The 26,857-nt window shown below is 52.5% G+C and carries 25 protein-coding genes; 21 read left to right on the forward strand and 4 right to left on the reverse strand.

Features of this window, described 5'->3' with window-relative positions; all coding sequences use genetic code 11:
* Nucleotides 1-17: 17 nt before the first annotated feature.
* The 19 genes from asnA to KNO58_RS11635 all read left to right on the forward strand — a co-directional run bounded on the left by asnA (nt 18) and on the right by KNO58_RS11635 (nt 19,849).
* Nucleotides 18-1,001: an aspartate--ammonia ligase gene (asnA, locus tag KNO58_RS11545; RefSeq protein ID WP_214754031.1), complete on the forward strand. Its 984-nt coding sequence runs from the start codon at nt 18-20 to the stop codon at nt 999-1,001.
* Nucleotides 1,002-1,180: 179 nt separating this feature from the next.
* A complete protein-coding gene (locus tag KNO58_RS11550; protein ID WP_214754033.1) occupies nt 1,181-2,476 on the forward strand; it encodes an ABC transporter substrate-binding protein in 1,296 nt (431 codons plus the stop codon).
* A 171-nt stretch (nt 2,477-2,647) separates the two neighbouring features.
* The gene (locus KNO58_RS11555; protein WP_214754035.1) at nt 2,648-4,108 is read left to right on the forward strand and encodes an MDR family MFS transporter; all 1,461 of its coding nucleotides are present in this window, start codon (nt 2,648-2,650) and stop codon (nt 4,106-4,108) included.
* A 32-nt stretch (nt 4,109-4,140) separates the two neighbouring features.
* Nucleotides 4,141-5,250 (forward strand): PQQ-dependent sugar dehydrogenase, encoded by a 1,110-nt coding sequence (locus KNO58_RS11560; protein WP_251026225.1) that lies wholly within the window; start codon nt 4,141-4,143, stop codon nt 5,248-5,250.
* 95 nt (nt 5,251-5,345) lie between these two features.
* Nucleotides 5,346-6,620: a M48 family metallopeptidase gene (locus tag KNO58_RS11565; protein WP_214754037.1), complete on the forward strand. Its 1,275-nt coding sequence runs from the start codon at nt 5,346-5,348 to the stop codon at nt 6,618-6,620.
* A 107-nt stretch (nt 6,621-6,727) separates the two neighbouring features.
* The gene (locus KNO58_RS11570; protein ID WP_214754039.1) at nt 6,728-8,476 is read left to right on the forward strand and encodes a sensor histidine kinase; all 1,749 of its coding nucleotides are present in this window, start codon (nt 6,728-6,730) and stop codon (nt 8,474-8,476) included.
* Nucleotides 8,473-9,180: a response regulator transcription factor gene (locus tag KNO58_RS11575; protein ID WP_214754041.1), complete on the forward strand. Its 708-nt coding sequence runs from the start codon at nt 8,473-8,475 to the stop codon at nt 9,178-9,180. Before KNO58_RS11570 ends, KNO58_RS11575 begins: the two co-directional genes overlap by 4 nt.
* Nucleotides 9,181-9,195: 15 nt before the next feature.
* A complete protein-coding gene (gene deoD / locus KNO58_RS11580; protein WP_214754043.1) occupies nt 9,196-9,909 on the forward strand; it encodes a purine-nucleoside phosphorylase in 714 nt (237 codons plus the stop codon).
* Nucleotides 9,910-10,050: 141 nt separating this feature from the next.
* The gene (locus tag KNO58_RS11585; protein WP_214754045.1) at nt 10,051-11,208 is read left to right on the forward strand and encodes an MFS transporter; all 1,158 of its coding nucleotides are present in this window, start codon (nt 10,051-10,053) and stop codon (nt 11,206-11,208) included.
* A gap of 89 nt (nt 11,209-11,297) precedes the next feature.
* Complete coding sequence (locus KNO58_RS11590) at nt 11,298-12,683, forward strand: aldehyde dehydrogenase (RefSeq protein WP_214754047.1); 1,386 nt, start codon at nt 11,298-11,300, stop codon at nt 12,681-12,683.
* A 174-nt stretch (nt 12,684-12,857) separates the two neighbouring features.
* The gene (locus KNO58_RS11595; RefSeq protein ID WP_214754049.1) at nt 12,858-13,568 is read left to right on the forward strand and encodes a Crp/Fnr family transcriptional regulator; all 711 of its coding nucleotides are present in this window, start codon (nt 12,858-12,860) and stop codon (nt 13,566-13,568) included.
* Nucleotides 13,569-13,802: 234 nt separating this feature from the next.
* Nucleotides 13,803-13,922 (forward strand): cytochrome c oxidase subunit 2A, encoded by a 120-nt coding sequence (locus KNO58_RS11600; protein ID WP_251026226.1) that lies wholly within the window; start codon nt 13,803-13,805, stop codon nt 13,920-13,922.
* Between the two features lie 22 nt (nt 13,923-13,944).
* Nucleotides 13,945-14,415, forward strand: coding sequence for a cytochrome c oxidase subunit II (locus KNO58_RS11605; protein ID WP_214754051.1), 471 nt, complete (start codon nt 13,945-13,947; stop codon nt 14,413-14,415).
* 36 nt (nt 14,416-14,451) lie between these two features.
* On the forward strand, nt 14,452-16,101 hold the full coding sequence (locus KNO58_RS11610) for a b(o/a)3-type cytochrome-c oxidase subunit 1 (protein ID WP_214754199.1): 1,650 nt from the start codon (nt 14,452-14,454) through the stop codon (nt 16,099-16,101).
* A 53-nt stretch (nt 16,102-16,154) separates the two neighbouring features.
* Complete coding sequence (locus KNO58_RS11615) at nt 16,155-16,760, forward strand: kinase (protein ID WP_214754053.1); 606 nt, start codon at nt 16,155-16,157, stop codon at nt 16,758-16,760.
* A gap of 124 nt (nt 16,761-16,884) precedes the next feature.
* Complete coding sequence (locus tag KNO58_RS11620; RefSeq protein WP_034808399.1) at nt 16,885-17,277, forward strand: GntR family transcriptional regulator; 393 nt, start codon at nt 16,885-16,887, stop codon at nt 17,275-17,277.
* Nucleotides 17,255-17,935 (forward strand): ATP-binding cassette domain-containing protein, encoded by a 681-nt coding sequence (locus KNO58_RS11625; RefSeq protein WP_214754055.1) that lies wholly within the window; start codon nt 17,255-17,257, stop codon nt 17,933-17,935. The genes KNO58_RS11620 and KNO58_RS11625 overlap by 23 nt, the downstream gene beginning before the upstream one ends.
* On the forward strand, nt 17,932-18,738 hold the full coding sequence (locus KNO58_RS11630; RefSeq protein ID WP_214754057.1) for a hypothetical protein: 807 nt from the start codon (nt 17,932-17,934) through the stop codon (nt 18,736-18,738). The genes KNO58_RS11625 and KNO58_RS11630 overlap by 4 nt, the downstream gene beginning before the upstream one ends.
* Before the next feature lie 10 nt (nt 18,739-18,748).
* On the forward strand, nt 18,749-19,849 hold the full coding sequence (locus KNO58_RS11635) for a hypothetical protein (protein ID WP_214754059.1): 1,101 nt from the start codon (nt 18,749-18,751) through the stop codon (nt 19,847-19,849).
* A gap of 29 nt (nt 19,850-19,878) precedes the next feature.
* Here KNO58_RS11635 and KNO58_RS11640 read toward each other — a convergent pair whose 3' ends face one another.
* Genes KNO58_RS11640 through KNO58_RS11650 form a run of 3 tightly spaced genes read right to left on the reverse strand, consistent with a single transcriptional unit; the run spans nt 19,879 to nt 22,160 of the window.
* Nucleotides 19,879-20,520, reverse strand: coding sequence for a hypothetical protein (locus KNO58_RS11640; RefSeq protein ID WP_214754061.1), 642 nt, complete (start codon nt 20,518-20,520; stop codon nt 19,879-19,881).
* Entirely contained in the window at nt 20,517-21,683 is a 1,167-nt protein-coding gene (locus KNO58_RS11645; RefSeq protein ID WP_214754063.1) for a DEAD/DEAH box helicase, read from the reverse strand. Before KNO58_RS11645 ends, KNO58_RS11640 begins: the two co-directional genes overlap by 4 nt.
* Before the next feature lie 54 nt (nt 21,684-21,737).
* The gene (locus tag KNO58_RS11650; RefSeq protein WP_214754065.1) at nt 21,738-22,160 is read right to left on the reverse strand and encodes a hypothetical protein; all 423 of its coding nucleotides are present in this window, start codon (nt 22,158-22,160) and stop codon (nt 21,738-21,740) included.
* Between the two features lie 360 nt (nt 22,161-22,520).
* Here KNO58_RS11650 and pflB point away from each other — a divergent pair, with 360 nt between their 5' ends.
* Both pflB and pflA read left to right on the forward strand, forming a co-directional pair.
* Nucleotides 22,521-24,767: a formate C-acetyltransferase gene (gene pflB / locus KNO58_RS11655; protein ID WP_214754066.1), complete on the forward strand. Its 2,247-nt coding sequence runs from the start codon at nt 22,521-22,523 to the stop codon at nt 24,765-24,767.
* Between the two features lie 56 nt (nt 24,768-24,823).
* Nucleotides 24,824-25,540, forward strand: coding sequence for a pyruvate formate-lyase-activating protein (pflA, locus tag KNO58_RS11660; protein ID WP_021067805.1), 717 nt, complete (start codon nt 24,824-24,826; stop codon nt 25,538-25,540).
* A gap of 39 nt (nt 25,541-25,579) precedes the next feature.
* Here pflA and KNO58_RS11665 read toward each other — a convergent pair whose 3' ends face one another.
* The gene (locus KNO58_RS11665; protein ID WP_214754067.1) at nt 25,580-26,806 is read right to left on the reverse strand and encodes an NAD(P)-dependent malic enzyme; all 1,227 of its coding nucleotides are present in this window, start codon (nt 26,804-26,806) and stop codon (nt 25,580-25,582) included.
* Nucleotides 26,807-26,857: the final 51 nt, after the last annotated feature.

Below are 26,857 nucleotides of genomic sequence, written 5' to 3' on the forward strand. Positions count from 1 at the left end.
AATTGGAGGAAGAAAACATGACAACAACAGCAATGAGCAAGATGAAGGAAAAACAACAGGCGATTACAGTAGTGAAGGCGACATTCGAAGACAAGTTCAGCACGGCGCTCGGACTCACACAAGTTCAGGCCCCGCTGTTCGTCACATCGGCGAGCGGTGTCAACGATCACTTGAACGGTGTCGAACGCATCATCCAGTTCGATACGCAGTATCCAGGGCATGAACTCGAAATCGTTCAGTCGCTCGCAAAGTGGAAACGCGAAGCGCTCGGCCGCTACGGGTTTGAGGTCGGTGAAGGTTTGTACACACAGATGCGCGCCATCCGTCGTGATGAAGAACTCGACGCGACACACTCACTCCACGTCGATCAATGGGACTGGGAACGTGTCATCGCCCGGGAACACCGGACGACGGAGTATTTGAAAGCGACGGTCGAATCGATTTATGCGGCGCTCCGCGAGACGGAACAGGCGGTCGAATCGATGTACGGGATTGAGGCAATCTTGCCAGAGTCGATTCACTTCTTGACGAGCCAAGAGTTAGAAGACCTTTACCCGGACCTCACGCCAAAAGAACGGGAGCACGCGATTTGTAAAGCGTACGGCGCAGTCTTCCTATCGCAAATCGGCGGTGCACTCGCTTCGGGCGACAAGCACGACGGCCGCGCGGCAGACTATGACGACTGGTCGCTCAACGGCGATATCCTCGTCTGGCACCCAGAACTCGAATCGGCGTTCGAACTGTCGTCGATGGGAATCCGTGTCGACGAGACAGCGCTTGCCGAGCAATTGGTGACAGCCGGAGCTGAAGACAAACGTAAGTTCCCGTTCCATCAAGCGGTCCTTGAAGGACGTCTCCCGCTTACAATCGGGGGCGGTATCGGGCAATCACGTGTCGCCATGTATTTGCTACGTGCTCGCCATATCGGTGAAGTCCAATCGTCGGTCTGGCCGAGTGAGATGGTCGCAGCTTGCGAAGAAGCTGGAATCAGCCTGTTGTAATTATATAGAAGAAACTTAAAACCAGGACTTTCTTTCAATAAGAAAGTCCTGGTTTTCTGTGCAACATTTTCCACCCTACACGTCAATTTTGACACCTACATAATGGAAGCGTTTTCATCTAAAGTTAGGGTGTACCGAATGTTGAAGGATTGTCGACTCTATACTTAGGAGGAAGCGTAATGAAACGTAAATGGAGATTATCAACCGCCGTCATGACGGCGGGGATGGTATTGACACTTGCGGCCTGTGGCGGCGGGTCGCTTACGGAAGAAGAAGGTTCGACCGATGCGAATGCGGATAACGGTGACAAGCAAGACGTCACGTTAAACGTCTTCCAGTTCAAAGCGGAAATCGCCAAAGACCTTGAAGCGATGGCGAAAGAATATGAGGAAGAGACCGGCGTCAAAGTGACCGTTCAAACGGTCGGCGGCGGAGCCGATTACGGGGCCGCGCTCAAGTCGCAGTTCGCGTCGGGCAACGAGCCGGACATCTTCAATAACGGTGGTTTCACCGAAGCGCAGACATGGAAAGACAAATTGGAAGATTTGTCAGGCGAGAAGTGGGTCGGTGATTTGACGGAAGTGGCGAAGGAACCGATGACCATGGACGGCAAACTGTACGGCATGCCGATGAACTTGGAAGGATACGGCTTCATCTATAACAAGGAGCTGTTCGAGAAGGCGGGTATCAGTGAGTTGCCGAAGACGTTGTCTGAGTTGACGGATGCGGCGGAGAAGTTGGATAAAGCAGGCATCACGCCGTTCTCGGTCGGTTATGCCGAATTCTGGATTCTCGGGATCCACTTGCTTAACATCCCGATGGCACAGCAAGACGACCCGGATGCGTTCATCCAGGCGCTCAACGAGAATAAAGAAAAGTTCGAAGACAATGAGCAGTTCCAACAATTCTTGAAACTGTTCGACCTCACCATCAAATACGGTAATAAAAACCCGCTCACGACGGACTATAACACGCAAGTCACACAGTTCGCTCAAGGTGAGACGGCGATGCTGCAACAAGGAAACTGGGCGCAACAGATGATTCTTGACGTGAATCCTGACATTGAGATGGGCTTCGTGCCAATCCCAATCAACGATGACAAAGAGAAGATGGACCGTCTCCCGGTCGGCGTCCCGAACAACTGGGTCGTCAATAAAAACTCGAAGTATAAAGAAGAAGCAAAAGACTTCCTCGAATGGATGGCGACCTCCGACACAGGTAAAGACTATATGGTCAACAAGTTCAAATTCATTCCGGCGTTCAAGTCGATTGAAGCGAACGATCTCGGTCCGCTTGCTGACGACATCTTAGCCTATTCGAACGAAGGCAAGACGATTTCATGGAACTGGTTCAAGTATCCGGATGGCGCGGTCAATGAGTACGGCGCATTGATGCAAGCATACGTCGGCGGTCAAAAGACCGGAGACGAGATGCTCCAAGACTTCACGAAAGTATGGGCCGATAAGGCAAAATAACAGCAATACAAGCGGCGAAACGACCCCTTCGCCGCTTGTATTTTTTAGTGCGGGCAAAGCCGGTCAGAAGTTGAGGCTTGTCAAACGGGCGTCGCTCGCACAAAATAATAGACAGTTGAAGTGGTGCTCGGAACCTTCCGGCACCACTATTTTATTGGGGAGATGACAGATATGAGAAAGAATGTCACGGTCGCATTGTTATTGGCGACTTTTTTAGCGGCGATTGAAGGGACGGTCGTCTCGGTCGCGACACCGGTCATCGCGAGCGAATTGAACGGGGCCGCCCTCGTGAGTTGGGTGTTCGCCGCCTTCTTGCTGTTCACGGCAGTGTCGACACCGATTTATGGAAAAGTGGCCGATTTGTTCGGTCGCAAGCGGGTCCTATTGTTCGGGATCGGTTTGTTCACACTTGCCTCGCTCTTATGCGGCCTTGCCACATCGATGGAGCAATTGATTATCTTCCGAGCGCTTCAAGGGCTTGGCGCTGGGGCAGTATTGCCGATTTCGATGACCATCATCGGCGATTTGTATAAGTATGAAGAACGTGGCAAGATTCAAGGTATTTTAAGCGCGGTTTGGGGTGTCTCAGGCGTGCTCGGGCCGGTCATCGGCGGGTTCTTGGTCGAGACATTGTCTTGGCGCTACGTCTTCCTCTTGAACGTCCCGTTCGCACTGTTATCGTTCATCATGATCATTGTCTTCTATAAAGAGACGGTCACCGAGACGACGGAGCGGATAGACGTCAAAGGGGCGCTGTTGTTCGCGTTCGGGACGACGGCGTTCTTATATGGATTGATCACGTTCAGCGAGACGAACGTCTGGACGCCATCGATTATCGCCAGTGCCGTGTTCAGCGTGGTGTTGCTCACCAGTTTCTTTTTATCAGAACGGCGTGCGAAAACACCACTGTTGCCGCTCGACCTGTTGAAACAACCGATTATCGCGTCCATCAATGGCGCCGTCTTCTTCGCAGCATGGGTGCTCGTCTCGATGTCGGCCTACATTCCGATTTGGGCCCAAGCTGTACTCGGTAAATCAGCGACGGAAGCTGGATTCATGCTGATGCCGCTCTCGGTCGCTTGGACGTTCACGTCGATTATCGGCGGTCGCACACTTGGCGCGGCCTCTCCACGGCGTCGGGCCGTGACGGGGATGAGTCTCTTGTTGATCGGGACAATCATTTTGACGCTGCTCACGCAATCGAGTCCGGACTTGTTCGTCTACCTCGCTGTCGCCATTATCGGCGTCGGGTTCGGCTTGTCGCAGCCGATGTTCATCGTCGTCTTACAGACGGTCGTATCATATCGTCAGCGGGGGACCGCGACGGCGGCAAACTCCTTCTTGAGTACCGTCGGTCAGACGCTCGGTGTCGCCGTATTCGGTGCCGTCTTTAACTTCATCGTCCTTAAAGGCTTCCGGGAGGAGGCCGGGTTAAGCGGTGTATCACTCGAATCGTTCTTCAATCGGAGTATGACCGAGGCGCTAAACGCGACAGTCCGGCTCCAAGGCGAGCAACTTATCGCCAGTGGTTTGAACACCGTGTTCATCGGGGCGGCACTCGCTGCGTTCATCGCACTGTTGATTGCGCTACGATTACCGGTTAGCCCACCCGAACCTTCACGCGACAACTAAAGACACGGTATGATGGTGAAAAGGAGGCGATCATGTTGAGACGATGGATGTTTATTTTGTCGCTCGTATTTGTTGCCGGTTGTGCCTCGGAATCGACCGAGGCGCCCGAACCTGAACAGGCACCAGTCGAAGAGTCGGCCGAAGAAGTACCGTCTGACCCGGCACCTGATCCGGAACCCGCTGAGCCGGAAGGCGACGTGTCGATCGACGCAACCGAATCGATTGTCGAGCAGTTAGCGGCCCCGTGGTCAATCGCACAAACCGATGATGGATGGCTCATCTCAGAACGTGGCGGCACGATTGCGGTTATCGACGCGGACGGGAATCTCGACCGACAACCGGTCGTCTTGGAAGAAGACGTGCTTGAAATCGGGGAAGGCGGTCTCCTGGGCCTTGCGTTGACCGCGGATTTTGCGACGTCACGCCAACTGTACGCCTATCATACGTATGGAACACCTGGAAACGTCCAGAACCGGGTCGTCGAGTTGACGTGGGACGGTGAGCGGTTCGAAGAGACGGCGGTCCTGCTCGATGAGATTCCGGGGGCCCAGTTCCATAACGGTGGCCGATTGTTGCTCGATGGGGACGTGCTGTGGGTCACGACCGGAGATGCGCTCGTGCCGGAACTGGCACAAGACGAAACATCGATTGCTGGAAAAGTGTTACGAGTGCCCTTATCCGGAGAGGGCGAACCGACCGATTGGATTTATTCGTCCGGTCACCGCAATCCTCAAGGCTTGACGAAGATTGAAGATACGCTTTACGCGAGTGAGCACGGAGCTTCGGGGCATGATGAAGTGAATATCCTCGAAGAGGGCAACAATTACGGCTGGCCGCTCATCGAGGCGGATCAAGCACGAGACGGGCTCGAGACACCATGGTTCGAGGTCGGGGAGACGTCGTGGGCACCATCGGGAATCGTTGCCGATGACCGTTACGTGTATATGGCGACGCTGCGTGGGAATCGCCTTGTTGCCATCGATCGGGAATCACGTGAGGTCATCCCGCTCGTCGAAGACAGAGGTCGTATCCGTGACGTCTGGTTAGAGGACGAAGTGCTTTACTTCATCACGAACAATACGGACGGACGCGGTAACCCTACCAGTGGGGACGACCAGTTGATGCGAGTATCCCTTCAATAGAAACTGACGACATTGTCAGTTTCTATTTTTTATGGATTATTCAACCTTAAATCTTGTATAATGGTTCTCATATGGAAAATGAAGGGGATTATTACATGAATCAATCAGATATTAAACAATCAGAAGTGATACCACCGGACAAGAAACAATCCGGCAAGAAACAATCCGATCAGATACAAGCGAGCATGGTACATAAGCACGAAACGTTATATTTTAACGTGCTAATTGTCGCCAGCGTGTTCACGGTGATTTTAGGGATTGTCTTCACGATTGCCTCGCTTGGTATCTTCTTGACGATTCTCGGCTCGTTTATTGCGTTGTCCTTATTCGCACATTGGCTTCAGCTTGGTTACATCCGTACGAACGGTGTCAAAGTAACGGAGCGGCAGTTCGCTGATTTGCATGCGACGTATCAACGTGTCGGACAGGAGATGGGGATTCGCCTGTTACCAGACGTCTATATTCTTCAAGCCGGCGGGATTTTAAACGCCTTCGCGACCCGCTTTTTCCAAAAGAACATGGTCGTCTTGTATTCGGACATCGTTGAGTTGTCTCGGGACGGGTACTCGAAAGAAGTGGAATTTGTCTTGGCACACGAACTCGCGCACATTCGCCGCAACCATGTCCAAAAACAATGGGTCATGCTACTCGGTGGATGGATTCCGTTTTTAGGGTCGGCCTATTCTCGCGCCTGTGAGTATACGTGTGACCGGATGGCGGCTCATTATATCCAAGACCAGGCGGCCAGTAAACGGGCGCTGACGATTCTTGCTGTCGGCGGCAAGCTCGCCAAAGAAGTGAGCGAGTTCGATTACTTGTACGAAGCGAGTCGCGAGAACGGATTTATCGCCAAATATAGCGAACTCATTTCGACGCATCCACCGCTCCCGAAACGAATCGCGGCGATTGCAACGACCGCTGGCGAGGTGAACGTTCCATCATTTAAGATGGCCGGATATGTCAAAGGGTCAATTATCGGGACAATCGTATTGAGCGTCATCGTCAACGTGGCCATCGTCGCCTGGTTATTCACGAGTGATGGGTTAACTGGTTTCTCGGAAGGATTCAGCTCGCTCGACGTCATGGCGGATGAGCCGATTCAACAGCTCGCTTACGAGGACGCGGCGTATGAGGACTTCGTCGCCGTATTGGCAGATGGGGCTGACGTCAATACGCAAGATTTGTATGGCGACACGCCGCTTCACAACTTGTTGTATAGTGAAGATGCAGATATTGACACGGTTGAACTTTTGCTCGAGAACGGTGCCGACGTATCGCTCGAGAACGAGGATGGCATGACGCCGGCCGAACTAGCCGCTGACTCTGGGCAACCGAGAGGCATCATCGAATTGATTCAATCGTACGAGTGACTTACGAGGTTTATGGCCGTAACAAAGGTCATAAACCTTTTTATTTTCAATTATTGCAAGCGCTTGCATAAGCCGTGATATAATGACAGCGAGGAGGCGATGCGCGGATGAGCATTCGGACGAAGTTGACGGGAATGATTGCATTGACGATTATCGTTCCCGTCATTTTGGCGACGGTCATTTCCTTTTGGTACGTCAAAGACCGGGAGCGGGAACGGGGGCTTCAGCTCACCGAATGGTCACTTGAACGTGGGACCCTACAAATGGAGCGATATGTCTCAGACTTGAGCCGCTTGCCGACAAGTCTGTATGCGAATCGGGATGTGCTCGATATTCTCGAGTACGGGCCGGGACTGTCGCTTGAACAGACTGAACTCGAGGTACGACGGGCACTCCTCGGGATGTACCTATCCCGTGAAGATGTGGCCCAAATCCAACTGCTCATGCTCGAAGATATGGATTCGTTCGCCGCCTATAAAATGAAAGTATCCCCGCGCTCGAAACGGCAGCCGAGTGAGATTCAACAACAGTTATTAAAGTATGAAGAGAGCCGCGTCCTGCTCGAGGCCTCGCATCCGCTCGTGCCCTATCATGATTTCGGTCCGCTCGTTTCAGAAGAAGAAGTCGTCACGCTTCATTTCCGACTCGATAAAATCGAGACGGATCAGCCGCTCGCGATTTTGTCGATTGATATTCCGGAGGACATCTTCATCGGGCAACTCGCCTCGCTACAGAACAATCCGAGCGAGAGCCTCTGGTTCGTTGGGGGTGGCAATCAAGTGTTCGCACAACTCGGTGACGGTGAAATTCCGCAAAACGTGTCGACGAACTCGCTGTCGAGCGATGGGAAGCATCATCGCATCGTCAAATCGTTCGAATTTGAGAACCAGACGTTCTACGTCGGGAAATCGATACCGGATCGACTGTTGACCGAACCGGCGTCACGGACGTCGTTCATCATCTTTGTCGTCGGGATGGTGTCGCTCGTATTGGCATTGATTGGGGCGACCTATGCCTCGATGCGTTTGACGACGCCAATCAAGACGCTCACCTCGAACATTTGGCGAATCGAACAAGGGGATATGACGGTCTCATTCGATTCCCTCGGAAATGATGAGTTCGGTGTGCTCGGACGACAGTTCAAGCGGATGATCGAACGAATCGATGATTTGATTCAACGGGAATATCGGTTGGCGCTCGAGAATCGGACGAATGAGCTGAGGGCGCTCCAAGCTCAGACGAACCCACACTTCCTGTTCAACGCTTTGCAATCGATCGGGACGCTCGCATTGAAAGGCGACGGCAAGACGGTGTACCGTCTCATCACGCAGCTCTCCTCGATGATGCGCTATACGATGCATCCCGATGAGTCGCTCGTGACGCTCAAGCGAGAAGTCGATCACCTCACGTCCTATATTCGCTTGCAACAAGTCCGGTTCCCGAATCAATTCGAGATTGAGGTCGATGTGCCGGAGCCGCTTCTCGATTTGATTGTGCCGAAGATGATTTTGCAGCCGCTCGCCGAGAACTTTTTCAAGCATGGGTTTGAGCGTGATGGTGCGACAGCAGCCAATCGTTTCTCGGTCCGAATTCATCAATCGGGACCAAATCTCGTGATTCATTGTGAGAACAGCGGACGTGATATTTCGGACGAGGAGTTGACGTTATTGAAAGAGCGCATCGAAGTATCGACCGAGCCATTGAATGGGGCGGAAGGTACCGGTTTAAAGAACATTCGGGATCGACTCATGTTAAACTATAATCGGGAGGCTCAGTTTATGTTGGCTACACCAGAGACAGGCGGATTTCGTATTGTCATGTGTTTCCCGGCCGTAAAGGAGGCGGATGCGTCATGACGAAAGTATTAATCGTTGATGATGAGTCGCCGGTACGGGAAGCGGTGAAACTGCTCGGGGAGTGGGAACGGCTCGGCGTCACGAAAGTGATTGAGGCACAAGACGGGGAAGAAGCGAAACGGATTATCGTCAAAGAACGGCCCGCGTTGATTTTGTCGGACCTGCAAATGCCTCGATGTAACGGCATCGAGCTGATGGAATGGGTCCATACAGAGGCGGAGACGGCCAAACTGATCGTCTTGACGGGCTATGACGAATACTCGTACATGCGACGCGCGATTCAGCTCGGCAGTTTCGACTACTTGTTGAAACCGATTGACCCGGACGTCTTGAATGAGACACTCGCACGTGCCCTCGCCGACGTCATTCCTGACGAAGACGATCCGATTCTACAGATTGGTGCGTTCATCGAACGCCACTATGCGGAAGAACTCAGCTTACAAGGGATGAGCGAGCGCTTTTACTTGAGCCGCGAATACATATCGCGTCGCTTCAAACAGCAGTACGGCGTCAACTTATCCGAGTACTTGCTGTCGATCCGGATGCTCGAGGCGAAACGTCTCCTTGAGACGAGTAGACAACGTATTTATGAAGTCGCCCAAGCGGTCGGCTTTTCGGATGATAAGTATTTCCGGAAAGTCTTCAAAAAACAGATTGGCATCACCCCGAATGAGTATCGGGAGCAGTGCCAACGACTATCTTGAAGGAGGAATTTAATCATGAGTGTACACATTGGGGCAGAAGCAGGACAAATCGCAGAAACGGTATTATTGCCAGGAGATCCGTTGCGTGCGAAATATATCGCGGAGACGTTCCTTGAGGATGTCGAGTTATACAACGAAGTCCGTGGCATGTATGGCTTCACTGGGACATATAAAGGGAAGCGTATTTCCGTCCAAGGGACTGGGATGGGTGTTCCATCGATGTCGATTTACGTGAACGAATTGATTATGTCATATGGCGTAAAAAACTTGATTCGTGTCGGTACGGCCGGCGGGATTCAAGAAGATGTCAAAGTGCGTGACGTCGTCATCGCGATGAGCGCATCGAGTGAGATGGCTCAAAACCGGGTTCGCTTCAACGGCATGGACTACGCACCGACAGCGACGTTCGACCTCCTACATCGCGCGTATTTGAACGCCGAGAAGGCCGGCATCCCGGTCAAAGTCGGTCAAATCTTCACAGCTGACCAGTTCTACCAAGATGATTTCCACCATTTCAAGAAGTGGGCCGACTTCGGTTGCCTCGCCATCGAAATGGAAGCGGCAGGTCTCTACACACTCGCTGCGAAACATAAAGTGAACGCGTTGACGATCCTCACAATCTCGGACCACTTGTTGACAGGTGAAGAGACGACATCGGAAGAACGTCAGTCGACGTTTGAGGAGATGATCCGTGTCGCACTTGACACAGCGGTCGAAGTCACGAACTAATGAGCACGCCTTACAGACCACTGGTTTGTAAGGCGTTTTTGTGTCCGCGCGCCTTCGCGTCTATACAAACTGAAACCGGCAGGCTAGACTGAAGCTGAAACGAACAGTTCCCGTAGCGGGCTGGATCAAGGAGTTGTGACCATGAATAAAGCGTCCGCTTTTGTTATTTATAGTATCGTCTTTTTTGCCTTCTTTGATTTATTCGCCCAGCTTCCGGTCATGAGCACGTTTGCGACATCGGTCGGTGCGACGCCGTTCATCGCGGGGCTCGTCATCGCCATCTATTCATTGTCGAACACGTTCGGCAACATTTTATCTGGGATTTGGACCGACCGGACCGGTCCAATCGTCATCCTGCTCGTCGGTCTTGCCCTGTCGAGTCTCAGTCTCATGTCGTATCACCTCGTCGACTCCGCCACGACCCTGTTGATTGTCCGGATCGTGCACGGCTTTGTAGCGGGTTTAATCGTCCCGGCCGCGTTCACGTTGTCGGCCAATCTGACCGCCGCGAATCGTCAAGGTAAAAAAGTGGCGTTGACCGGCAGTTTTGTCGGCTTGGCAGCTATCGTCGGTCCGGCGTTCAGCGGCATCATGGCGAGTCAGACGACTGTGCCAATCGTCTTCACGTACGTCGCGCTGTTCGGGGCAGTCGTCGCGCTCCTCGCACTCGTCTTTTTGCGCCCGGCGAAGTTGACGCTTGAGATGTCGCACCATGCAGACGAAGGGGTGTCGCGCTTGGGGCGAGATGTGGTGAAGGCGTATATCGGTGCCTTCCTCTTAATGTTCTCGCAAGGGGCGATCGCATACTTGCTTCCCCTTTACGTGCAATCGCTCGGCTATGATTCGCGTCTGAGCGGGACGTTGCTCAGCACGTTCGGCATCATGGCGGTGCTCGTGTTTGTGTTGCCGACGAACCGCCTGTTCGACCAAATCGAGCCGGCCAAATTGGCGGCGCTCGGTGTCGGGATTCTCGGTGTGAGCCAATTGTTGATTGGCCAATCCGAGACGTCGCTCCTGTTGTACGCGGTGCTCGCCCTATATGGCGTCGGGTTCGCCATTTTATTCCCGGCCATCAATACGATGTTGATCAAAGCGACGAATCAGGCCAATCGCGGCAAGTCGTACGGCTATTTTTATGCGTTCTTCTCGCTCGGGACGGTGACAGGATCGGCGTTGTTGGGCTGGCTCTCGCTTTCGCTGACGCAAAAGTTCACGGTGACGGGTGGTATCCTGCTCATCGCCGGTTTGATTTTTGTCGTCATGCAGCAAACGAAAAAACGGGACGTGCCTGTCAGATAGGCCGACGCGGCTCGAACGTTCAAAATGGTCGCTGACCGAGTGAAGATGATAAGATGGAGCTAGCGTTATCATCCAAGGGAGGCAGATTTATGCTCGCACCAATCGAACAGTTGACCATCGAAGAGCTTATTCGTAAACAGCGTCGCTTCTTTCGAACGCAAGCGACCAAGTCGCTCGCATTCCGTCTCAGCATGTTGACGTTTTTAAAAGAATCGATCAAACATCATGAAGCCGAGATTCTTCAAGCGTTAGAGCAGGATTTGAACAAATCAGAACTCGACGCGTTCACGACGGAGATTGGTTTCGTCTATGACGAAATCACACGGACGACGCGTGAATTGAAGCGTTGGATGCGCCCGAAACGTGTCCGTGGCGCCTCAATCCATCTCGGGACGCAAAGTGAGGTCATGTATGAACCTTACGGAACGGTACTCGTGATTGCCCCATGGAACTATCCGTTTCAATTGGCAATGGCGCCGCTCATCGGAGCGATTGCCGCAGGGAACACGGCTGTCGTGAAGCCTTCGGAATTGACACCGAACGTCGCCCAAATGATCACGAAAGTGCTCGAACGGGCGTTCACCGACCGCTACGTCGTCAGCGTCGAAGGGGATAAGGACGTTGCGACTGAGTTGCTTGCAGAGAAGTGGGATCATATCTTCTTCACAGGGTCGACACCCGTCGGGAAAATCGTCATGGAGGCGGCAGCGAAGCATTTGACGCCGGTCACGCTCGAGCTCGGTGGGAAATCACCGGCCATCGTCCATGAGGATGCTAATATCGAGATTGCGGCCAAGCGCATCGCCTGGGGCAAATGGATGAACGCCGGGCAGACATGCGTCGCACCGGACTATGTCCTCGTCCACGAATCCAAACGAGAGGCGTTCCTCGAGGCCATCAAACGGGAAGCGTTCACGATGTTCGGGAACGGCGTCGGGACGAAACGGTTCACACGAATTGTCAATGAGACCCACTTCAATCGTTTGACCGGATATTTGACAGAAGGAGACGTTTTCTTCGGAGGCCAGACGGACCGGGACCAATTGAAGATTGCCCCGACCGTGTTGACGGACATCGAAGAAGACGCGAACGTCATGAAAGACGAGATTTTTGGACCGATTCTACCAGTCCTTACGTACCGTCAACTCGACGAAGTGATTGAGTTTGTGTCATCGCGTCCACATCCGCTCGCGCTCTATTTGTTCACTGAGACGAAAGCGGTGGAGCAGACCGTGATGAAACACCTTACGTTCGGCGGGGGTTGCGTCAATGACGTACTCATGCATTTGACGAACCCGAACCTGCCGTTCGGTGGAGTCGGCGAGAGCGGGATGGGCTCATATCACGGACGTTACAGTTTTGAGACGTTCAGCCACGCCAAATCGATTTTGCGAAACACGACGAAGTTCGATTTACCGATTCGTTACCCAAACTTTAAAGCGGCCGAGAAGTTGATTCGACTCGTCTACCGCTGACCAGACTAGACTGCAGGTAGCCTGCAGTCTTTTTTTGTGGACAATAAATTTAGAAGATTGTTTGAAATGTCACATACTTTTATAAAATGAGCTACAGACCTCCTGTATAATATAGCCATACACATCACGTACGAGATTTAATCAGATAGACGATTAATGGAGGGAGCAGACAACATGACCATGAAATGCGGAACGACCAAACCGAACAGCTTCGTCTTTTCGGAAGAGACGAAACAGCTCTTGCTCGAGATGATGACGTTTCAAGATCATTCGAAAGGGAGTATCGTTTGTTGGGAAGGCGAGAAGTGCAACAAGTTCTTTTATTTGAAGAGCGGTTCCGTCAAATTCACGAAGCTGACGAAAAAAGGGAGCGCACTCATCATGTTCATGTATGGGGCTGACGACTTCTTCGGAGAATTCGATATCGATGAGGTGTTCCCGAGCTCGTATAGCATCGAGACGACATCGGACAGCGTCATCGGTTGGATCTCGAAGCAAGAGATGGATGAACTCGTTCGGCGCGATGCGCAGTTGGCGACTGAAGTGTTGCGGTGGACGTCGATGATGCGCAAGCAGTCCGAGATGAAACTGCGTGACTTGCTGCTTTACGGAAAACCTGGGGCCCTCGCCTCGACGTTATTGCGCATGGCGGCGATGGACGGCGTCGAGTCAGCAGAAGGGATTATCGTGCCGAAACATCCGTCAGACGGGGAGCTCGGTCAGTTGATTGGTGCACCTCGCGAGACGGTGAATCGGATGATGAACCAGTGGCGGAAGGAAGGGATGTTGACGACGACGGGGACAGAGATGATTTTGCATGACATCGATTTCCTGAAAGAGCTCTGCTATTGTGAAGGCTGCCCGGCCGGAATCTGTCGGCTTTGATATTCAAGTGTTGCCGCATTTCGCCAAAGCGTGCGAAACCGAACAGGTGGTTGACTCGACTCGTGTCGGGACAATCGCCTTTTTTGTATACCTTTATACCAAATGTGAACTTTATGTGTGGAAACTACGCAAATTTGATGTGATTGTCACTTTTGGAGTGATAAATGTCACATATTAATCCTCATCCCATTTCATACAATAAAAGTGGAAATCACAGGGAAAGGGGTCCTTCACGTGGAGAAAAACGATGGACAAGAACCGAATTTAAAAGGCACGTTCACATCGGTCATGATTGTCGCGGGTGTCATCATTGTCATGTGGTCGTCGGTATTTTACTTATTTATGACACGATAACGAACAGGGGGGAGAACAGCAAATGCATATTCATAAACTTGAAAAATATTGGCTTGTGTTTGGCATCATTTTATTAGGTGTGTTTTTAACCGTGCTTGGTATCTCTGCCTTTGCGGCAGGAAATCAACCGGCCTCAGACGCGGATTTGATCGATCCGGCGAAAGTACATCAAACCGCACCGTTCGACAAACCGGGACTTCATAAAATTGACGACAACGAATATGAACTTGTCATGGTCGCGCAAGCGTTCACGTTCACGCCGGGCGACGTCGAGATTCCAAAAGGGGCGAAAGTCACGTTTCTCGTCACGTCACCGGACGTCGTTCACGGTTTCCAGTTGACGGGCACACCGGTCAATATGATGGTCGTACCTGGTCATATCAACTCGCTCACGTATACGTTCGACGAGGCGGGTGAATTTTTAATCCTGTGTAACGAATATTGTGGTACCGGACATCACATGATGTCGACAAAAATTAAGGTGGTGGAGTAATTGAACGACGTAGCCTCAAAATTAAAACAGTGGGAAATGGAACGCGGTGTGCCGGTGCCGAGTATCGGTGTCAAAGAAGCACGCCTCGCCTATGCCCACGTCGTCATCTCGGTCCTCGCCGTCTTAATCGGTGGACTAGCCGGACTCATGCAGACGCTCATCCGAACCGGTGTCATCCCAGAAGTGTTCGGCTATTATCAACTGTTGACAGCACACGGCATCATGCTCGGTCTCGTTTTCACGACAATGTTTATTATCGGTCTGCTTTACGCGCTGCTCGCTAAGTCGTTCGGACGCTTTGAGTCATTTCCGACACGGGTTGCTTGGCTCGGGTTTTGGATGATTATCGCCGGTGCCGTGCTCGTCACGATCATGGTGCTTGCCAATAAAGCGACCGTTTTGTATACGTTCTACGCGCCACTCATGGCCGATCCAGTGTTCTATATCGGTCTCGTCTTGTTCGTCGTCGGGACATGGTTGTCGGCGTTCGCCATGTTCCGGATGTATGCGGACTATAAACGGGAAAATCCAGGCGTGCATCCGCCGCTTCCAGCGTATATGAGTATCATGACGATGCTCTTGTGGGTCATCGCCACGCTCGGTGTCGCCGGAACAATTTTATTCCAACTGCTCCCGCTCTCGCTCGGATGGAAAGACACGGTCGGAATCGAGTTATCACGGACGCTGTTCTGGTATTTCGGTCACCCACTCGTCTATTTCTGGCTCATGCCGGCCTATATCGTCTGGTATACCGTCGTCCCGAAAGTCATCGGCGGGAAAATTTTCTCGGATGCGCTCGCCCGGATGGCGTTCCTGTTGTTCCTCCTGTTCTCGTTCCCGGTCGGATTCCACCACCAGTTGACGGAACCAGGGATTGAACCGTTCTGGAAGTTCGTTCAAGTCATCTTGACGTTCCTCGTCGTCATCCCATCGTTCATGACAGCGTTCTCGCTGTTTGCGACGTTCGAGCTGCGCGGCCGTGCACTCGGGGCTCGTGGTCTATTCGGTTGGATCAAGAAGATGCCGTATGGGGATGTCCGTTTCCTCGCGCCATTCGTCGGCATGTTGTTCTTCATTCCGGCCGGAGCCGGTGGGATCATCAACGCCTCGCACCAATTGAACGCGATGGTCCACAACACATTGTGGGTCACAGGTCATTTCCATATCACGGTCGGGACGGCCGTCGCCTTGACGTTCTTCGGAACGGCATATTGGCTCGTGCCGGTATTGCGCGGTCGGACCCTCACGAAAGCGATGAATCGAATCGGATTGATTCAAACAGGAACGTGGGCGTTCGGAATGTCGATCATGTCTTACGCTATGCACATCTCGGGCCTTCAAGGTAACCCGCGTCGGACTGGTCCGGCGACATACTTCTCAGATGCGCTCACGCGCGAATGGATTCCATACCACATCGCCATGGCGATTGGCGGGACAATTCTGTTGATCTCGGTCCTCATCTTCGTCTATTCGATGTTCAACTTGTCATTTCTCGCCCCGAAAGGAGAAGAGGAGTTCCCGCTCGCCGAGACAGAGGAGGCGGCGATGGAGACACCGCGTTTCTTCGAGAACTGGAAGCTTTGGATTACGGTCACGTTCGTTTTGATTGCCTTTGCCTACACGATTCCGATTTGGCATTTGATTGAGAGTGCGCCGCCGGGAGCGAAAGGTTGGGTGCTCTGGTAAACTAAAATCAGTCCTCTAGTAGGGCTGATTTTTTCATGTGGGGAGATGGAAAGATGGAGCAACTACGAGCAATCATTCACCGTGCATATACCAAACGCGAGCCAGACCGCCCTTTTCTCGTCGCCATTGACGGGTTGAGCGGGGCGGGGAAGACGACGCTAGTCGAACAACTGCGCGGGATTGCAAAGAATGAAGTGGTGTTACATATCGACGACTTTATCGTCGAGCGGTACCGGCGTTACGAGACGGAACAGTCGGAGGCGATGGAGTATTATGAACTCCAATGGGACATCGACTTGCTCGTAGAGACGTTGTTCAAGCCGCTTCGGGAAGGACAGACGAATCTGACGTTGCCGTATTATGAGCGAGACCGGGACGAAATCGTCATGCGTCCACTCGAGGTTGCAGTCGACGCGCTCATCCTGATTGAAGGCATTTTTTTACTCCGTGACGAATGGCGCGCTTACTTCGATTATGTCGTTTATCTCGACTGTCCGCAGGAGGTCCGGTATAAACGTGTCCTGAATCGGGATACGTATATCGGGAACTTGTCAGAGCGACTCGCCAAGTACGAACGCCGGTATTGGCCGGGAGAAGCTCACTATCTCGAAACGGTCGACCCAAAAAGTCACGCCGATCATACCGTTGAAGCTGATTGACGCATCCATTTACAGGAGGATGCGTTTTTATTTTGGAAAAAACTGTTGACTCCATTAGTGTACTATGGTGATAATACAGTTAGATAGTGTATTAGTCGCATCATACACTTAGAGAGGTGACAACATGATCATACAATTCAACACGAGAGCCCCGGTTTACATTCAAGTCGTCGATTACTTCAAAAAGAAGATGGCGCTTGGCGAACTGCAGGCGGGCGAAGAGATGCCGTCGCGACGCGAGCTCGCGACCGAACTGAAAATCAATCCGAACACCGTCCAAAAGGCGTTCAAGGAAATGGAGGAACAACAATTGATTACGACCGAACGGAACCGTCCGAGCCGCGTGACGACCGATGAGCATGTCTTGAAACGCATCCGCACGGAACTTGTCGATGAGGCGGTCGCCGTCTTCGTCGAATCGATTCAAGAACTTGACGTCACGATGGATGAGCTTGTCGATAAAATCAAACGACAATACGGAGAGGGGAATCTCGATGATCGAAGTACTGGGAGTTAAGAAACGCTACCGCAAAAAACAAGTCATCGAAGACGTGTCGTTCACGGCCCAAAAAGGGGAAATCACGTGTTTGATCGGATTGAACGGTACTGGGAAATCTACGATTTTAAAAGGCATCATGGGACTGACGCCGTTCGACAAGGGAACGGTGCTCGTCGACGGCAAACCGATTGATTTGAATCGCGTTGCGTTCGTACCGGACCATTCGACATTCCCGATTCACTTCACGATTGAGCAGTGCGAAGCGTTCATGCGCGACTTTTATCCGATGTTCGACCCGAAATTGTTCGCCCGCCTCGTCGACGAGTTCAAGCTGTTCCCGGAGGACAAGTTGAGCGAGCTTTCGAAAGGGACGCTCGCCAAAGTGAACTTGGCGCTCGGCATCGCCCAAGACCCGGACTATTTGTTGCTCGACGAACCGTTCTCGGGGATCGACGTGTTCTCGAAAGAACAGATCGTCGAGTTGTTCTCGAGCGATTTGATGGAAGACCGCGGTGTGTTGATCACGACGCACGAGATTGACGATATCGAATACTTGGTCGACAAGGCCGTCCTCTTGAACCGCGGTCGGATCGTCCGCGAGTTCGACGTCGAGGACGTCCGCTTCATTCATGGGAAGTCGATCGTCGACGTCATGAGAGAGGAGTATGGCGCATGAATCTATTGAAACTACTCGGATGGGAAGTCGAGCGGATGACGAAACCGTATCTCATCTTAATCACATTGCTCGTCGTCACGCAGTTCGCATGGCTCGGTATCTTCTTATGGAGCGAGACGAACATGTATGAAGAGATGCGTCGTACCGGAACGCCGGATTATGTCATGGCGTTCGGAAATTATATCGGCGGGACGCCTTTCATCTTGTCGATCGGCGTGGCCGTCGCCGCGATGTTGCTCTATAGTTTTTGGATTTGGTACCGCGACTTCCAAGGACGCGGGACGTTCATGATGCGGCTGTTGCTCATGCCGCAACAACGGATGCTCGTCTTCGGAGCGAAGCTCGCGACGATGATGTTGATGGTGCTCGGCCTCTTATCGGTCCAATGGATTGCGCTCAAACTTCAATACATAGCGTTCACCGGCTGGTTCGATTCCCAGATGGTTCCCGTGAGCGGTACGTTCGAACAGGCGATTCGCTTCGATGGGGCGCTCTCCGTCATGTATCCCGCCTCATTCGTCAATTTTCTAATTCATCAAGTGCTGATTGTGCTCGTCATCTTGTTCATCTTTGCGTTCGTGTTGATAGAACGGAGTCTATGGCAACGGACGTTATGGGCGCCGGTCCTTGCGCTCGTCATGCTCGGGACGCTGCTTCTCGTTCCTATGATGGCATTCTATTTTCTAGAAAACCGGTTGTTCATGGACGAGTTGATGCTTGTGATCGGCATCGGGTTAGTGGCATGGATGATAGCGACGATATGGATTGGTCGTCGCTATTTGACGAAGAAACTAAGTGTGTGAGGTGGAACGTATGAAACGAATGTGGAATGTGGCCGCGCTCGGCGCGGTCGTCGTCATTGGCCTCGGGACGTTTGCTGTCGATATGCGGGAGACGAAAGCCGAGTGGGAGTTGGCCGTCACGTCGAATCCGGAGATTTGGGAAGAGCAGACGGTGAGCGTCTATTACCAGACAGAGGAAGGCGGCAATGAACGTTTCGAGTTGACGACCGATGGAAGTCGTGTGACGACCAATTCGAGTTACATCGAACAGGCGTTGGCGTATGACGACGAGGTCGATGCGTCCGTGCGCGGATTTTATCGACAGCTCTCTGGTCTGACGTTCGTGCAGTCGATCCGGACGCCTGACGGCTATATCGGGGTCGGACAGAATGGCAACAAAGAGATTGCAGTGTTCCGTTTTGACGGACAGGACGTGACCAAACACGTTTTCGGGAAAGACGTCAACGGTTCGACGGAAATCATGAATGGCCTTTGGGCGGGTTTGTTTGTCCATGAAGGTGACATACACGTCATCTATCGCAACGGATACGGGACAAATTCAGAAACGAAAATCGCCAGGTTCGATGAAGATGCGAAACAGATCACGATGGAAAGCTTGGAGCTAGGAGACGAGGCGATTTCGACTGTAAGAGGAACTTCCTGGGCATTTCGTCCTTATATGGCGACGATTGCCGCTGACAATCGATTCATCCCGGTTGGCATGACCGAACAGACGACCGTCACCGAAGGAGGAGAATCATATGTTAGCGAGCAGGACAAAATTGGGGTTTACGCATACGATGTGGATACGAAGCAAGTGATTGAATTGACGCCGGACGGAGACATGTGGAATGCGACCGTCTATGAGGATCGATTGATCGCCTTGCAGGAAGACGGGACCGAACTGGTCGTCGATTTGAAGACCGGGAAGCAATCGACGCGTCAAGTCATCGATGGTTCGGTCGGCACGACGTCATACGTCGGTGACCACCTGTATCACGCGCGCCCGACGACAGACGGGGCCGTCATCGACGTCTATCAAGATGGGGAAGCCATCTCGAGCGCCGTCGTGAAAGCGACGAACGATGAGGCGAAAGCGTTGGTGTCCGACACGGAGTATTATATGGAATAACAAATAACCGAGAGGCGGCCGCCTCTCGGTTATTTTGATGGTTTCGGGACGATGACCCCGTCTTCCAAGTCGAGCAACATGTCAATCAGTTCCGCACAAAATTCCGGGAACTGGTCGAGGAACGCACCCGGACCGACCTCGTCGGTGAAGTCGATATACAAGTCTGACACGTTGCCGGCCATCTTCGCCGGGAGGGCGAGGAACGCCGACCCGAAACGCCAGCTGCCTCGGATATCGAGCAGCTTGCCGAGCATAACGTCGCCGACCTCGCGCTTTTCGGGGAGGTTGACGCGATACGTCTCTTTCGTCTCCCAGTCGCGTAAGCCGTCCTCGGTCACTTCAAACACCGAACAACGCGGAACCGCCAAGCCGCGGAGCGCGTGATACAAGGCCGGGGACATGTCGGCTTTTTGATCCGCCAAATAGCGGCCGTGCGGTGTCATCCCGTCCTCGTCCGTCTCAAAGAAGACGGCCCAGTCGATGAACAGGTCGCGGAATAGCTCGGCGTCTTTCAACTGCCACGTGCCTTCCGAGGCGATCTCTTGAATATAGTTCGTCCAATGTGTACTGCGCGCGAGCGCGGCTTGCTCATACAACTTTTTCAGCTCGGCCAGCAATTCGGACTCTTCTACAAGCAAAGGGAATGGAATTACTTTCCGGTCTTTTTTCATCGGCGTGGTCCTCGTTTGTTCGCAGGGCGCTTCACGACCGGCGGTTTGTCCTCGATGCGTTTCTCGATGACATCGCCACGATAAATCTCGAGTTCTTTCAATTCGACGCCGAGTTGGCGGGCGAACGATTTCAAATGCGTCAAGTCTTCATCCGTCACGAGCGAGAGCACGGTCCCGGCTGCATTCCCGCGTGCCGTCCGGCCCGAGCGGTGAATGAAGTCGTCAATCGACTCTGGCAAATCGAAGTGGACGACGTGCGTCACTTCTTCGATGTCGAGTCCACGGGCGGCGAGACCGGTCGTGATGAGGAGTGGATAGTCGCCTTTGCGGAATTCACGGAGCGTTTCCACGCGTTCGCGTTTTCCTTTTAGGCTGTCGAGCATCCGGTAGTTCACTTTCATTTTGTCGAGCTCGCCTCGGAGTGGCGGCAAGAATGAACGGTTGTTGATGAACGCGAGTGCTTTGACGCCATTGACGTGTGACAAACGACGAAGCAATTCCGGCTTATAGCGGCGTGTCGTCAACATGTAGCCGTACGTCACTTGACTGCTCACGGCCCGTTCGATTTTGACGTGTGCCGGTTCGTTCAAGAATGGGGCCGCCCATGCTTGAAGCGTGTCTGTGAGCGTCGCCGAGACGAGGGCGATTTGATGTTCGTGCGCCGTGTGCTTGATGATGCGTTCGGCAGCTTCTGTCAATCCACTGTCGATGATTTGGTCAGCTTCATCGAGGACGATCGTGTGCGTCTCATGAAGCTTCAATTTTTTCTTGTCGATCAATTCGACGAGTCGGCCCGGTGTCCCGACAATCAAATGCGGCTTTTTCTTCAAGCGATCGATTTGACGCTTCAATTCGACACCACCGATAAATGAAGCGATGCGGACATCACCTTTCTCGGTGAAGCGTTGCGCGACCGTTTGAATCTGCATGACGAGCTCACGCGTCGGTGCGACGATGACGACTTGAATCCGGTCGTTCGAGGCGTCGATTTTTTCAATGGCAGGTAACAAATAAGCGAGCGTCTTCCCGGTACCGGTCGGGGCTTCGATGGTGACGTCTTTACCGTCCAACAGAAGCGGGAACGCTTCGGCTTGGACCGGCATTGGTTCAGTGAAGCCAAGGCGATCCCAAGCTTCGTTAATAAATGGTTTTGTAAAGTTCATATCATTTCTCCTTATCGTGGGGCAAAAACAAAGGAAGCATAAGTGCTCCCCGTTTTAAATATAGCGAACATGTTCCGTGTCTTGGTCGAATGAGGAGCGGAGTGTCTGTGTGTACGTCTGTCCGTCCTCGATGAGCTTGATGTGCACATCAATGTGGTCGGCCGACGCCTCGACGCCTTCGACGGTGAAACCTTGATAGACACGATACTGCAATTCTTTCGTCAACCGTTCGTATGAGGCGAGCTCTGGATACGTCGCTGTGACGTCAATCGGGCGCGAGATGAGAGCCGCGAGCAGATTGTCGCGGTAATCGATGAAATCCTCGTTTTCGATATCGTCATCAAACCGAATCCAAAAACCTGCGTCTTCAAATTCTGTGATAAATCCATCACGTTGTTCACCGTTCGCTTCTACTTTAAGGGAGATGCGGTCACCAGCTTTCAAGTCGTGATCAGCTGTCAATAATTCGTACGTCATGGGAAGAACCCCTTCCTCTTCTACAATGTTCTGCCTTCATTGTGTCCGATGTAAGGCAAAAATTCAAGTTCTATCCCCGAGTCGTGATATACATCACACTAAAAACTGTATAAATCGTCACATCCGAATCGAGATGATACAGAATCGACTTAAATCCTATCGTGACGTGAATTATCTGTTTCATAGTGAATGAAAAATACATTATAACAGATTTTAAAGCGCTTACAAAAATGGCTTTACGCCAACGTTCATGAGATTGTTACAACTTTCACAAGAATGTAAAACATAATGTTCACGTTTTCACGTACACTCAACTTATAGAAAGCACGCAGTTATCTCAACTATGAGGAGTGACCCACAATGGCAACCGAAATTAAATCAGCCTGGTCAGGATTTGTACCTGGGCAGTGGACGAACGAAGTGAACGTCGGTGAATTTATCCGATTGAACCGACATGAGTACACGGGAGACGACCGTTTCCTCGTCGGACCGACCGAAGCGACGAATCGTCTTTGGGCACAAGTGATGGAATTGACGAAAGAAGAGCGGGAACGCGGTGGTGTTTGGGCGGTCGATCAAAACAATCCGTCGACTATCGTCTCGCACGGTCCTGGATACTTAAACAAAGAACTCGAGAAAGTGGTCGGCGTTCAAACAGACGAGCCGTTCAAACGTTCAATCCATCCAAACGGTGGTATTCGGATGGTCGACGCTGCACTTGAATCGTATGGCTTTGAGCCGAACCCTGAAATCACAAAGATTTATTCTGAAATCCGCAAAACGCATAACCAAGGTGTCTTCGATGCGTACACACCTGAGATGCGGGCGGCGCGGAAATCAGGGATTATCACAGGGCTTCCTGATGCCTATGGCCGTGGACGGATTATCGGTGACTATCGTCGCGTTGCCTTGTATGGGTTAGACTTCTTGATTGCGGCACGTAAAAAAGACTTGGCGAACCGCGGTGGCTTCTTATCTGAGTCAGACATTCGGACGCGCGAAGAAATGTCGGAACAGCTCCGGGCGATGCAAGAGTTGAAACAGCTCGGTGCGGCGTACGGGTTTGACCTCGGTCGTCCGGCGGAAAATACACAAGAGGCATACCAATGGGTGTACCTTGCTTATCTCGCAGCCGTCAAAGAACAAAACGGTGCCGCCATGTCGCTCGGACGCGTCTCGACGTTCCTTGACGTATACGCAGAGCGTGACATCGAAGCAGGTCGTTTGACCGAGTCAGACGTCCAAGAAATCGTCGACCACTTCATCATGAAACTTCGAATCGTTAAATTCTTGCGCACACCGGACTATAACGAATTGTTCTCGGGTGACCCAACGTGGGTGACCGAGTCAATCGGTGGCATGAGCGAGGACGGTCGTTCAAACGTGACGAAGAGCTCGTTCCGCTTCTTGCATTCACTCTCGAACCTCGGGCCGGCACCAGAACCGAACTTGACGGTGCTGTGGTCGACGAAATTGCCGGAAGGCTTCAAACAATATTGTGCGAAGATGTCGATTGAGACATCTGCCATCCAATATGAGAACGACGACCTCATGCTTCCAGAGTTCGGTGACGATTACGGCATCGCCTGCTGTGTGTCACCAATGAAAATCGGGAAACAGATGCAGTTCTTCGGTGCTCGCGCCAACATGGCGAAAGCACTCCTTTACAGCATGAACGGAGGACGCGACGAGAAGAGTGGTGATCAAATCGCACCGGTTTGGGAGATGAACACCGAGGACGTGCTCACGTACGACAAAGTGTATGCCGACTTCGATCGGACGCTCGATTGGCTCGCCGAGCTTTACGTCAACACGCTCAACGTCATCCACTTCATGCATGATAAATATGCGTACGAACGAATCGAGATGGCGCTCCACGATCCTGAGATTTTACGGACGATGGCATGCGGAATCGCCGGCCTCTCGGTCACGGCGGATAGTCTTTCAGCCATTAAATATGCGACTGTGAAACCGGTCCGCAACGAGCAAGGCATTGCCGTCGACTTCGAGACAGAAGGCGACTTCCCTAAATTCGGCAACAACGACGACCGTGTCGATGCAATCGCCGTCGAACTTACGAGATCGTTCATGCAAAAAGTACGTAAGCATAAAACGTACCGCGATGCGCTCCATACGCAATCGGTCTTGACGATCACATCAAACGTCGTTTACGGCAAGAAGACAGGGAACACACCGGACGGACGTCGCGCCGGCGAACCGTTCGCACCAGGTGCGAACCCGATGCATGGCCGTGATACGAAAGGGGCAGCCGCGTCGCTCTCATCAGTCGCGAAACTCCCGTTCGAACACGCGCAAGACGGAATTTCATACACGTTCTCAATCGTACCGAAAGCGCTCGGTAAAGAAGAAGTGGCCCGTGAACTCAACTTGGCGGCACTCCTTGACGGTTATATGGGCGGCGAGCATAAAGGACATCACTTGAACGTCAACGTCTTCAACCGTGAGACGTTGCTCGATGCGATGGAGCACCCGGAAGAATATCCACAGCTCACAATCCGTGTCTCTGGTTATGCGGTCAACTTCATCAAATTGACACGTGAGCAACAAATCGACGTCATCAACCGGACGTTCCACGGTTCATTGTAAACAAAGGCTTGGCGGCCTTCACTCGAGGGCCGCTCATTCGTTAGGAGGTCATTTCGATGACAATGGGATATGTACACTCGGTCGAATCGTTTGGAACCGTTGACGGCCCGGGAATTCGTTTTATCGTCTTTTTACAAGGTTGTGCGCTTCGTTGCTTGTATTGCCACAATGCTGATACGTGGGATTTCAAAAAGAATAACCATCGTTCGGCCGAGGATGTCATTCAAGAAGCGCTCAGCTATCGTCCGTTCATGGAAGCGTCAAAAGGCGGCATCACGATTTCTGGGGGCGACCCGCTCGCGCAGCCAGAGTTTTTAGAGGCGCTCTTGCGTGAAGCGAAGAAACACGGGCTTCATACGACACTCGACACGTCCGGTGCACTCCGTCCCCCTAACTTGGATGCGATTTTAGATCATACAGATCTCGTGTTGCTTGATATCAAACATATCGACGATGATATGTGTAAGAAACTGACAGGACGGAGCAACGTCAACACGCTCGCGCTCGCTGAACATTTATCCGAGCGCGGAACGAAAATGTGGATTCGCCACGTCCTCGTCCCGGAATGGACACTTGATGAAGGAGCGCTCCGCCGCACGGCAGCGTTCATTCAAAAGCTCGACCACGTCGAGAAAGTCGAAATTTTGCCGTACCATGAGATGGGCGTCTATAAATGGGAGGCGCTCGGTCTTGACTATCCGCTCAAAGGAATTAAACCCCCGACGACGGAAGAAGTCGAATGGGCGGAAGGGATTTTACAAGGAACCGTCTAAAAAACTGCGCAGACCGTCATGGTCTGCGCAGTTTTTGGATTACAAATGTTTTTGACTGACGTGCAAACGGATGGCGGCCTCATCGAGCGGACGTTTGGCGACGCCGGTCTCGACGGCGGCTTTGGCGACCGCGACCGCCACGGCCGGTGCGATTCGTTCATCGAAGGGGCTCGGGATGACGACACCGTTCTCCAAATCTTCTTCGGTCAATAAATCGGCAATCGCGTGGACGGCCGCTTCCTTCATCTCCTCATTGATTTCGCTGGCGCGTACGTCAAGTGCGCCCCGGAAAATACCTGGGAAGGCGAGGACGTTGTTCACTTGGTTGGCGAAATCGGAACGGCCGGTCGCGACGACACGCGCCCCGGCTTGTGTCGCGAGGTCTGGCATAATCTCCGGAATCGGGTTCGCCAGAGCGAAGATGATTGGATCGACGGCCATCGAGCGGACCATGTCTTCCGTGACGGCCCCGGCCGCCGAGACACCGATAAAGACGTCGGCACCTTGAAGCACGTCGGCGAGCAATCCTTCGTGTTGCTTCCGATTCGTCGCTTTGGCGATTTGATCTTTGAACGGGTTCATCCCTTCGACGCGTCCTTCGTAAATCGCGCCTTTCGTATCACAGATGACGAGGTCCTCGACACCGAAACGCTTCAACAGTTTGGCGATGGCGATGCCCGCGGCCCCGGCACCGTTCATGACGACACGGAGTTCAGGCATCGTTTTATCGACGAGGCGCAACGCGTTGACGAGACCGGCCAAGACGACGATGGCCGTCCCGTGCTGGTCGTCATGGAAGACAGGAATCGGGAGCGATTGTTTCAAACGGGCCTCGATTTCAAAGCACTCGGGTGCTTTAATGTCTTCTAAGTTGACGGCACCAAACGTCGGTGCGAGCAGTTCGACCGTCCGGACAATTTCATCGACGTTGTGCGTGTCGAGACAGATGGGAAACGCATCGACGCCAGCGAAGCTTTTGAACAAGACGGCTTTTCCTTCCATGACCGGTAGTGCGGCTTCTGGACCGATATTGCCGAGACCGAGCACGGCGCTCCCGTCCGAGACGACGGCGACCGTGTTGGCGCGGAGTGTGTAGTCATATGACAACTCTTTATCTTCAGCGATGCGACGGCACGGTTCGGCGACGCCAGGCGAATAGGCGAGGCTGAGCGCTTCTTTCGTGTCGACGTCGACTTTCGGTGTCGTTTCCAATTTTCCGTGATGGAAGGCATGCATCTCGAGTGCGCGTTCGTTCAATGTTTTCATAAGTCTCTCCCTATAATTAGCGATTTTAATCTGTGACAATACGAGTCCATT

Source organism: Exiguobacterium sp. J17977 (assembly GCF_018616375.1).
In the GTDB taxonomy this organism is placed as follows: Bacteria; Bacillota; Bacilli; order Exiguobacteriales; family Exiguobacteriaceae; genus Exiguobacterium; species Exiguobacterium mexicanum.

What these genes read in the sequence shown, in the direction of transcription:
- KNO58_RS11640 (WP_214754061.1), bottom strand. Translation starts at nt 20,520, where the DNA reads ATGAAAAAAGACCGGAAAGTAATTCCATTCCCTTTGCTTGTAGAAGAG.
- KNO58_RS11590 (WP_214754047.1), top strand. Translation starts at nt 11,298, where the DNA reads ATGCTCGCACCAATCGAACAGTTGACCATCGAAGAGCTTATTCGTAAA.
- KNO58_RS11635 (WP_214754059.1), top strand. Translation starts at nt 18,749, where the DNA reads ATGAAACGAATGTGGAATGTGGCCGCGCTCGGCGCGGTCGTCGTCATT.
- pflA (WP_021067805.1), top strand. Translation starts at nt 24,824, where the DNA reads ATGACAATGGGATATGTACACTCGGTCGAATCGTTTGGAACCGTTGAC.
- KNO58_RS11645 (WP_214754063.1), bottom strand. Translation starts at nt 21,683, where the DNA reads ATGAACTTTACAAAACCATTTATTAACGAAGCTTGGGATCGCCTTGGC.
- KNO58_RS11630 (WP_214754057.1), top strand. Translation starts at nt 17,932, where the DNA reads ATGAATCTATTGAAACTACTCGGATGGGAAGTCGAGCGGATGACGAAA.
- KNO58_RS11565 (WP_214754037.1), top strand. Translation starts at nt 5,346, where the DNA reads ATGAATCAATCAGATATTAAACAATCAGAAGTGATACCACCGGACAAG.
- KNO58_RS11605 (WP_214754051.1), top strand. Translation starts at nt 13,945, where the DNA reads ATGCATATTCATAAACTTGAAAAATATTGGCTTGTGTTTGGCATCATT.
- KNO58_RS11650 (WP_214754065.1), bottom strand. Translation starts at nt 22,160, where the DNA reads ATGACGTACGAATTATTGACAGCTGATCACGACTTGAAAGCTGGTGAC.
- KNO58_RS11570 (WP_214754039.1), top strand. Translation starts at nt 6,728, where the DNA reads ATGAGCATTCGGACGAAGTTGACGGGAATGATTGCATTGACGATTATC.
- KNO58_RS11560 (WP_251026225.1), top strand. Translation starts at nt 4,141, where the DNA reads ATGTTGAGACGATGGATGTTTATTTTGTCGCTCGTATTTGTTGCCGGT.
- KNO58_RS11625 (WP_214754055.1), top strand. Translation starts at nt 17,255, where the DNA reads ATGATCGAAGTACTGGGAGTTAAGAAACGCTACCGCAAAAAACAAGTC.
- KNO58_RS11620 (WP_034808399.1), top strand. Translation starts at nt 16,885, where the DNA reads ATGATCATACAATTCAACACGAGAGCCCCGGTTTACATTCAAGTCGTC.
- KNO58_RS11610 (WP_214754199.1), top strand. Translation starts at nt 14,452, where the DNA reads ATGGAACGCGGTGTGCCGGTGCCGAGTATCGGTGTCAAAGAAGCACGC.
- deoD (WP_214754043.1), top strand. Translation starts at nt 9,196, where the DNA reads ATGAGTGTACACATTGGGGCAGAAGCAGGACAAATCGCAGAAACGGTA.
- KNO58_RS11575 (WP_214754041.1), top strand. Translation starts at nt 8,473, where the DNA reads ATGACGAAAGTATTAATCGTTGATGATGAGTCGCCGGTACGGGAAGCG.
- KNO58_RS11615 (WP_214754053.1), top strand. Translation starts at nt 16,155, where the DNA reads ATGGAGCAACTACGAGCAATCATTCACCGTGCATATACCAAACGCGAG.
- KNO58_RS11595 (WP_214754049.1), top strand. Translation starts at nt 12,858, where the DNA reads ATGACCATGAAATGCGGAACGACCAAACCGAACAGCTTCGTCTTTTCG.
- KNO58_RS11665 (WP_214754067.1), bottom strand. Translation starts at nt 26,806, where the DNA reads ATGAAAACATTGAACGAACGCGCACTCGAGATGCATGCCTTCCATCAC.
- KNO58_RS11585 (WP_214754045.1), top strand. Translation starts at nt 10,051, where the DNA reads ATGAATAAAGCGTCCGCTTTTGTTATTTATAGTATCGTCTTTTTTGCC.
- KNO58_RS11555 (WP_214754035.1), top strand. Translation starts at nt 2,648, where the DNA reads ATGAGAAAGAATGTCACGGTCGCATTGTTATTGGCGACTTTTTTAGCG.
- KNO58_RS11550 (WP_214754033.1), top strand. Translation starts at nt 1,181, where the DNA reads ATGAAACGTAAATGGAGATTATCAACCGCCGTCATGACGGCGGGGATG.
- pflB (WP_214754066.1), top strand. Translation starts at nt 22,521, where the DNA reads ATGGCAACCGAAATTAAATCAGCCTGGTCAGGATTTGTACCTGGGCAG.
- asnA (WP_214754031.1), top strand. Translation starts at nt 18, where the DNA reads ATGACAACAACAGCAATGAGCAAGATGAAGGAAAAACAACAGGCGATT.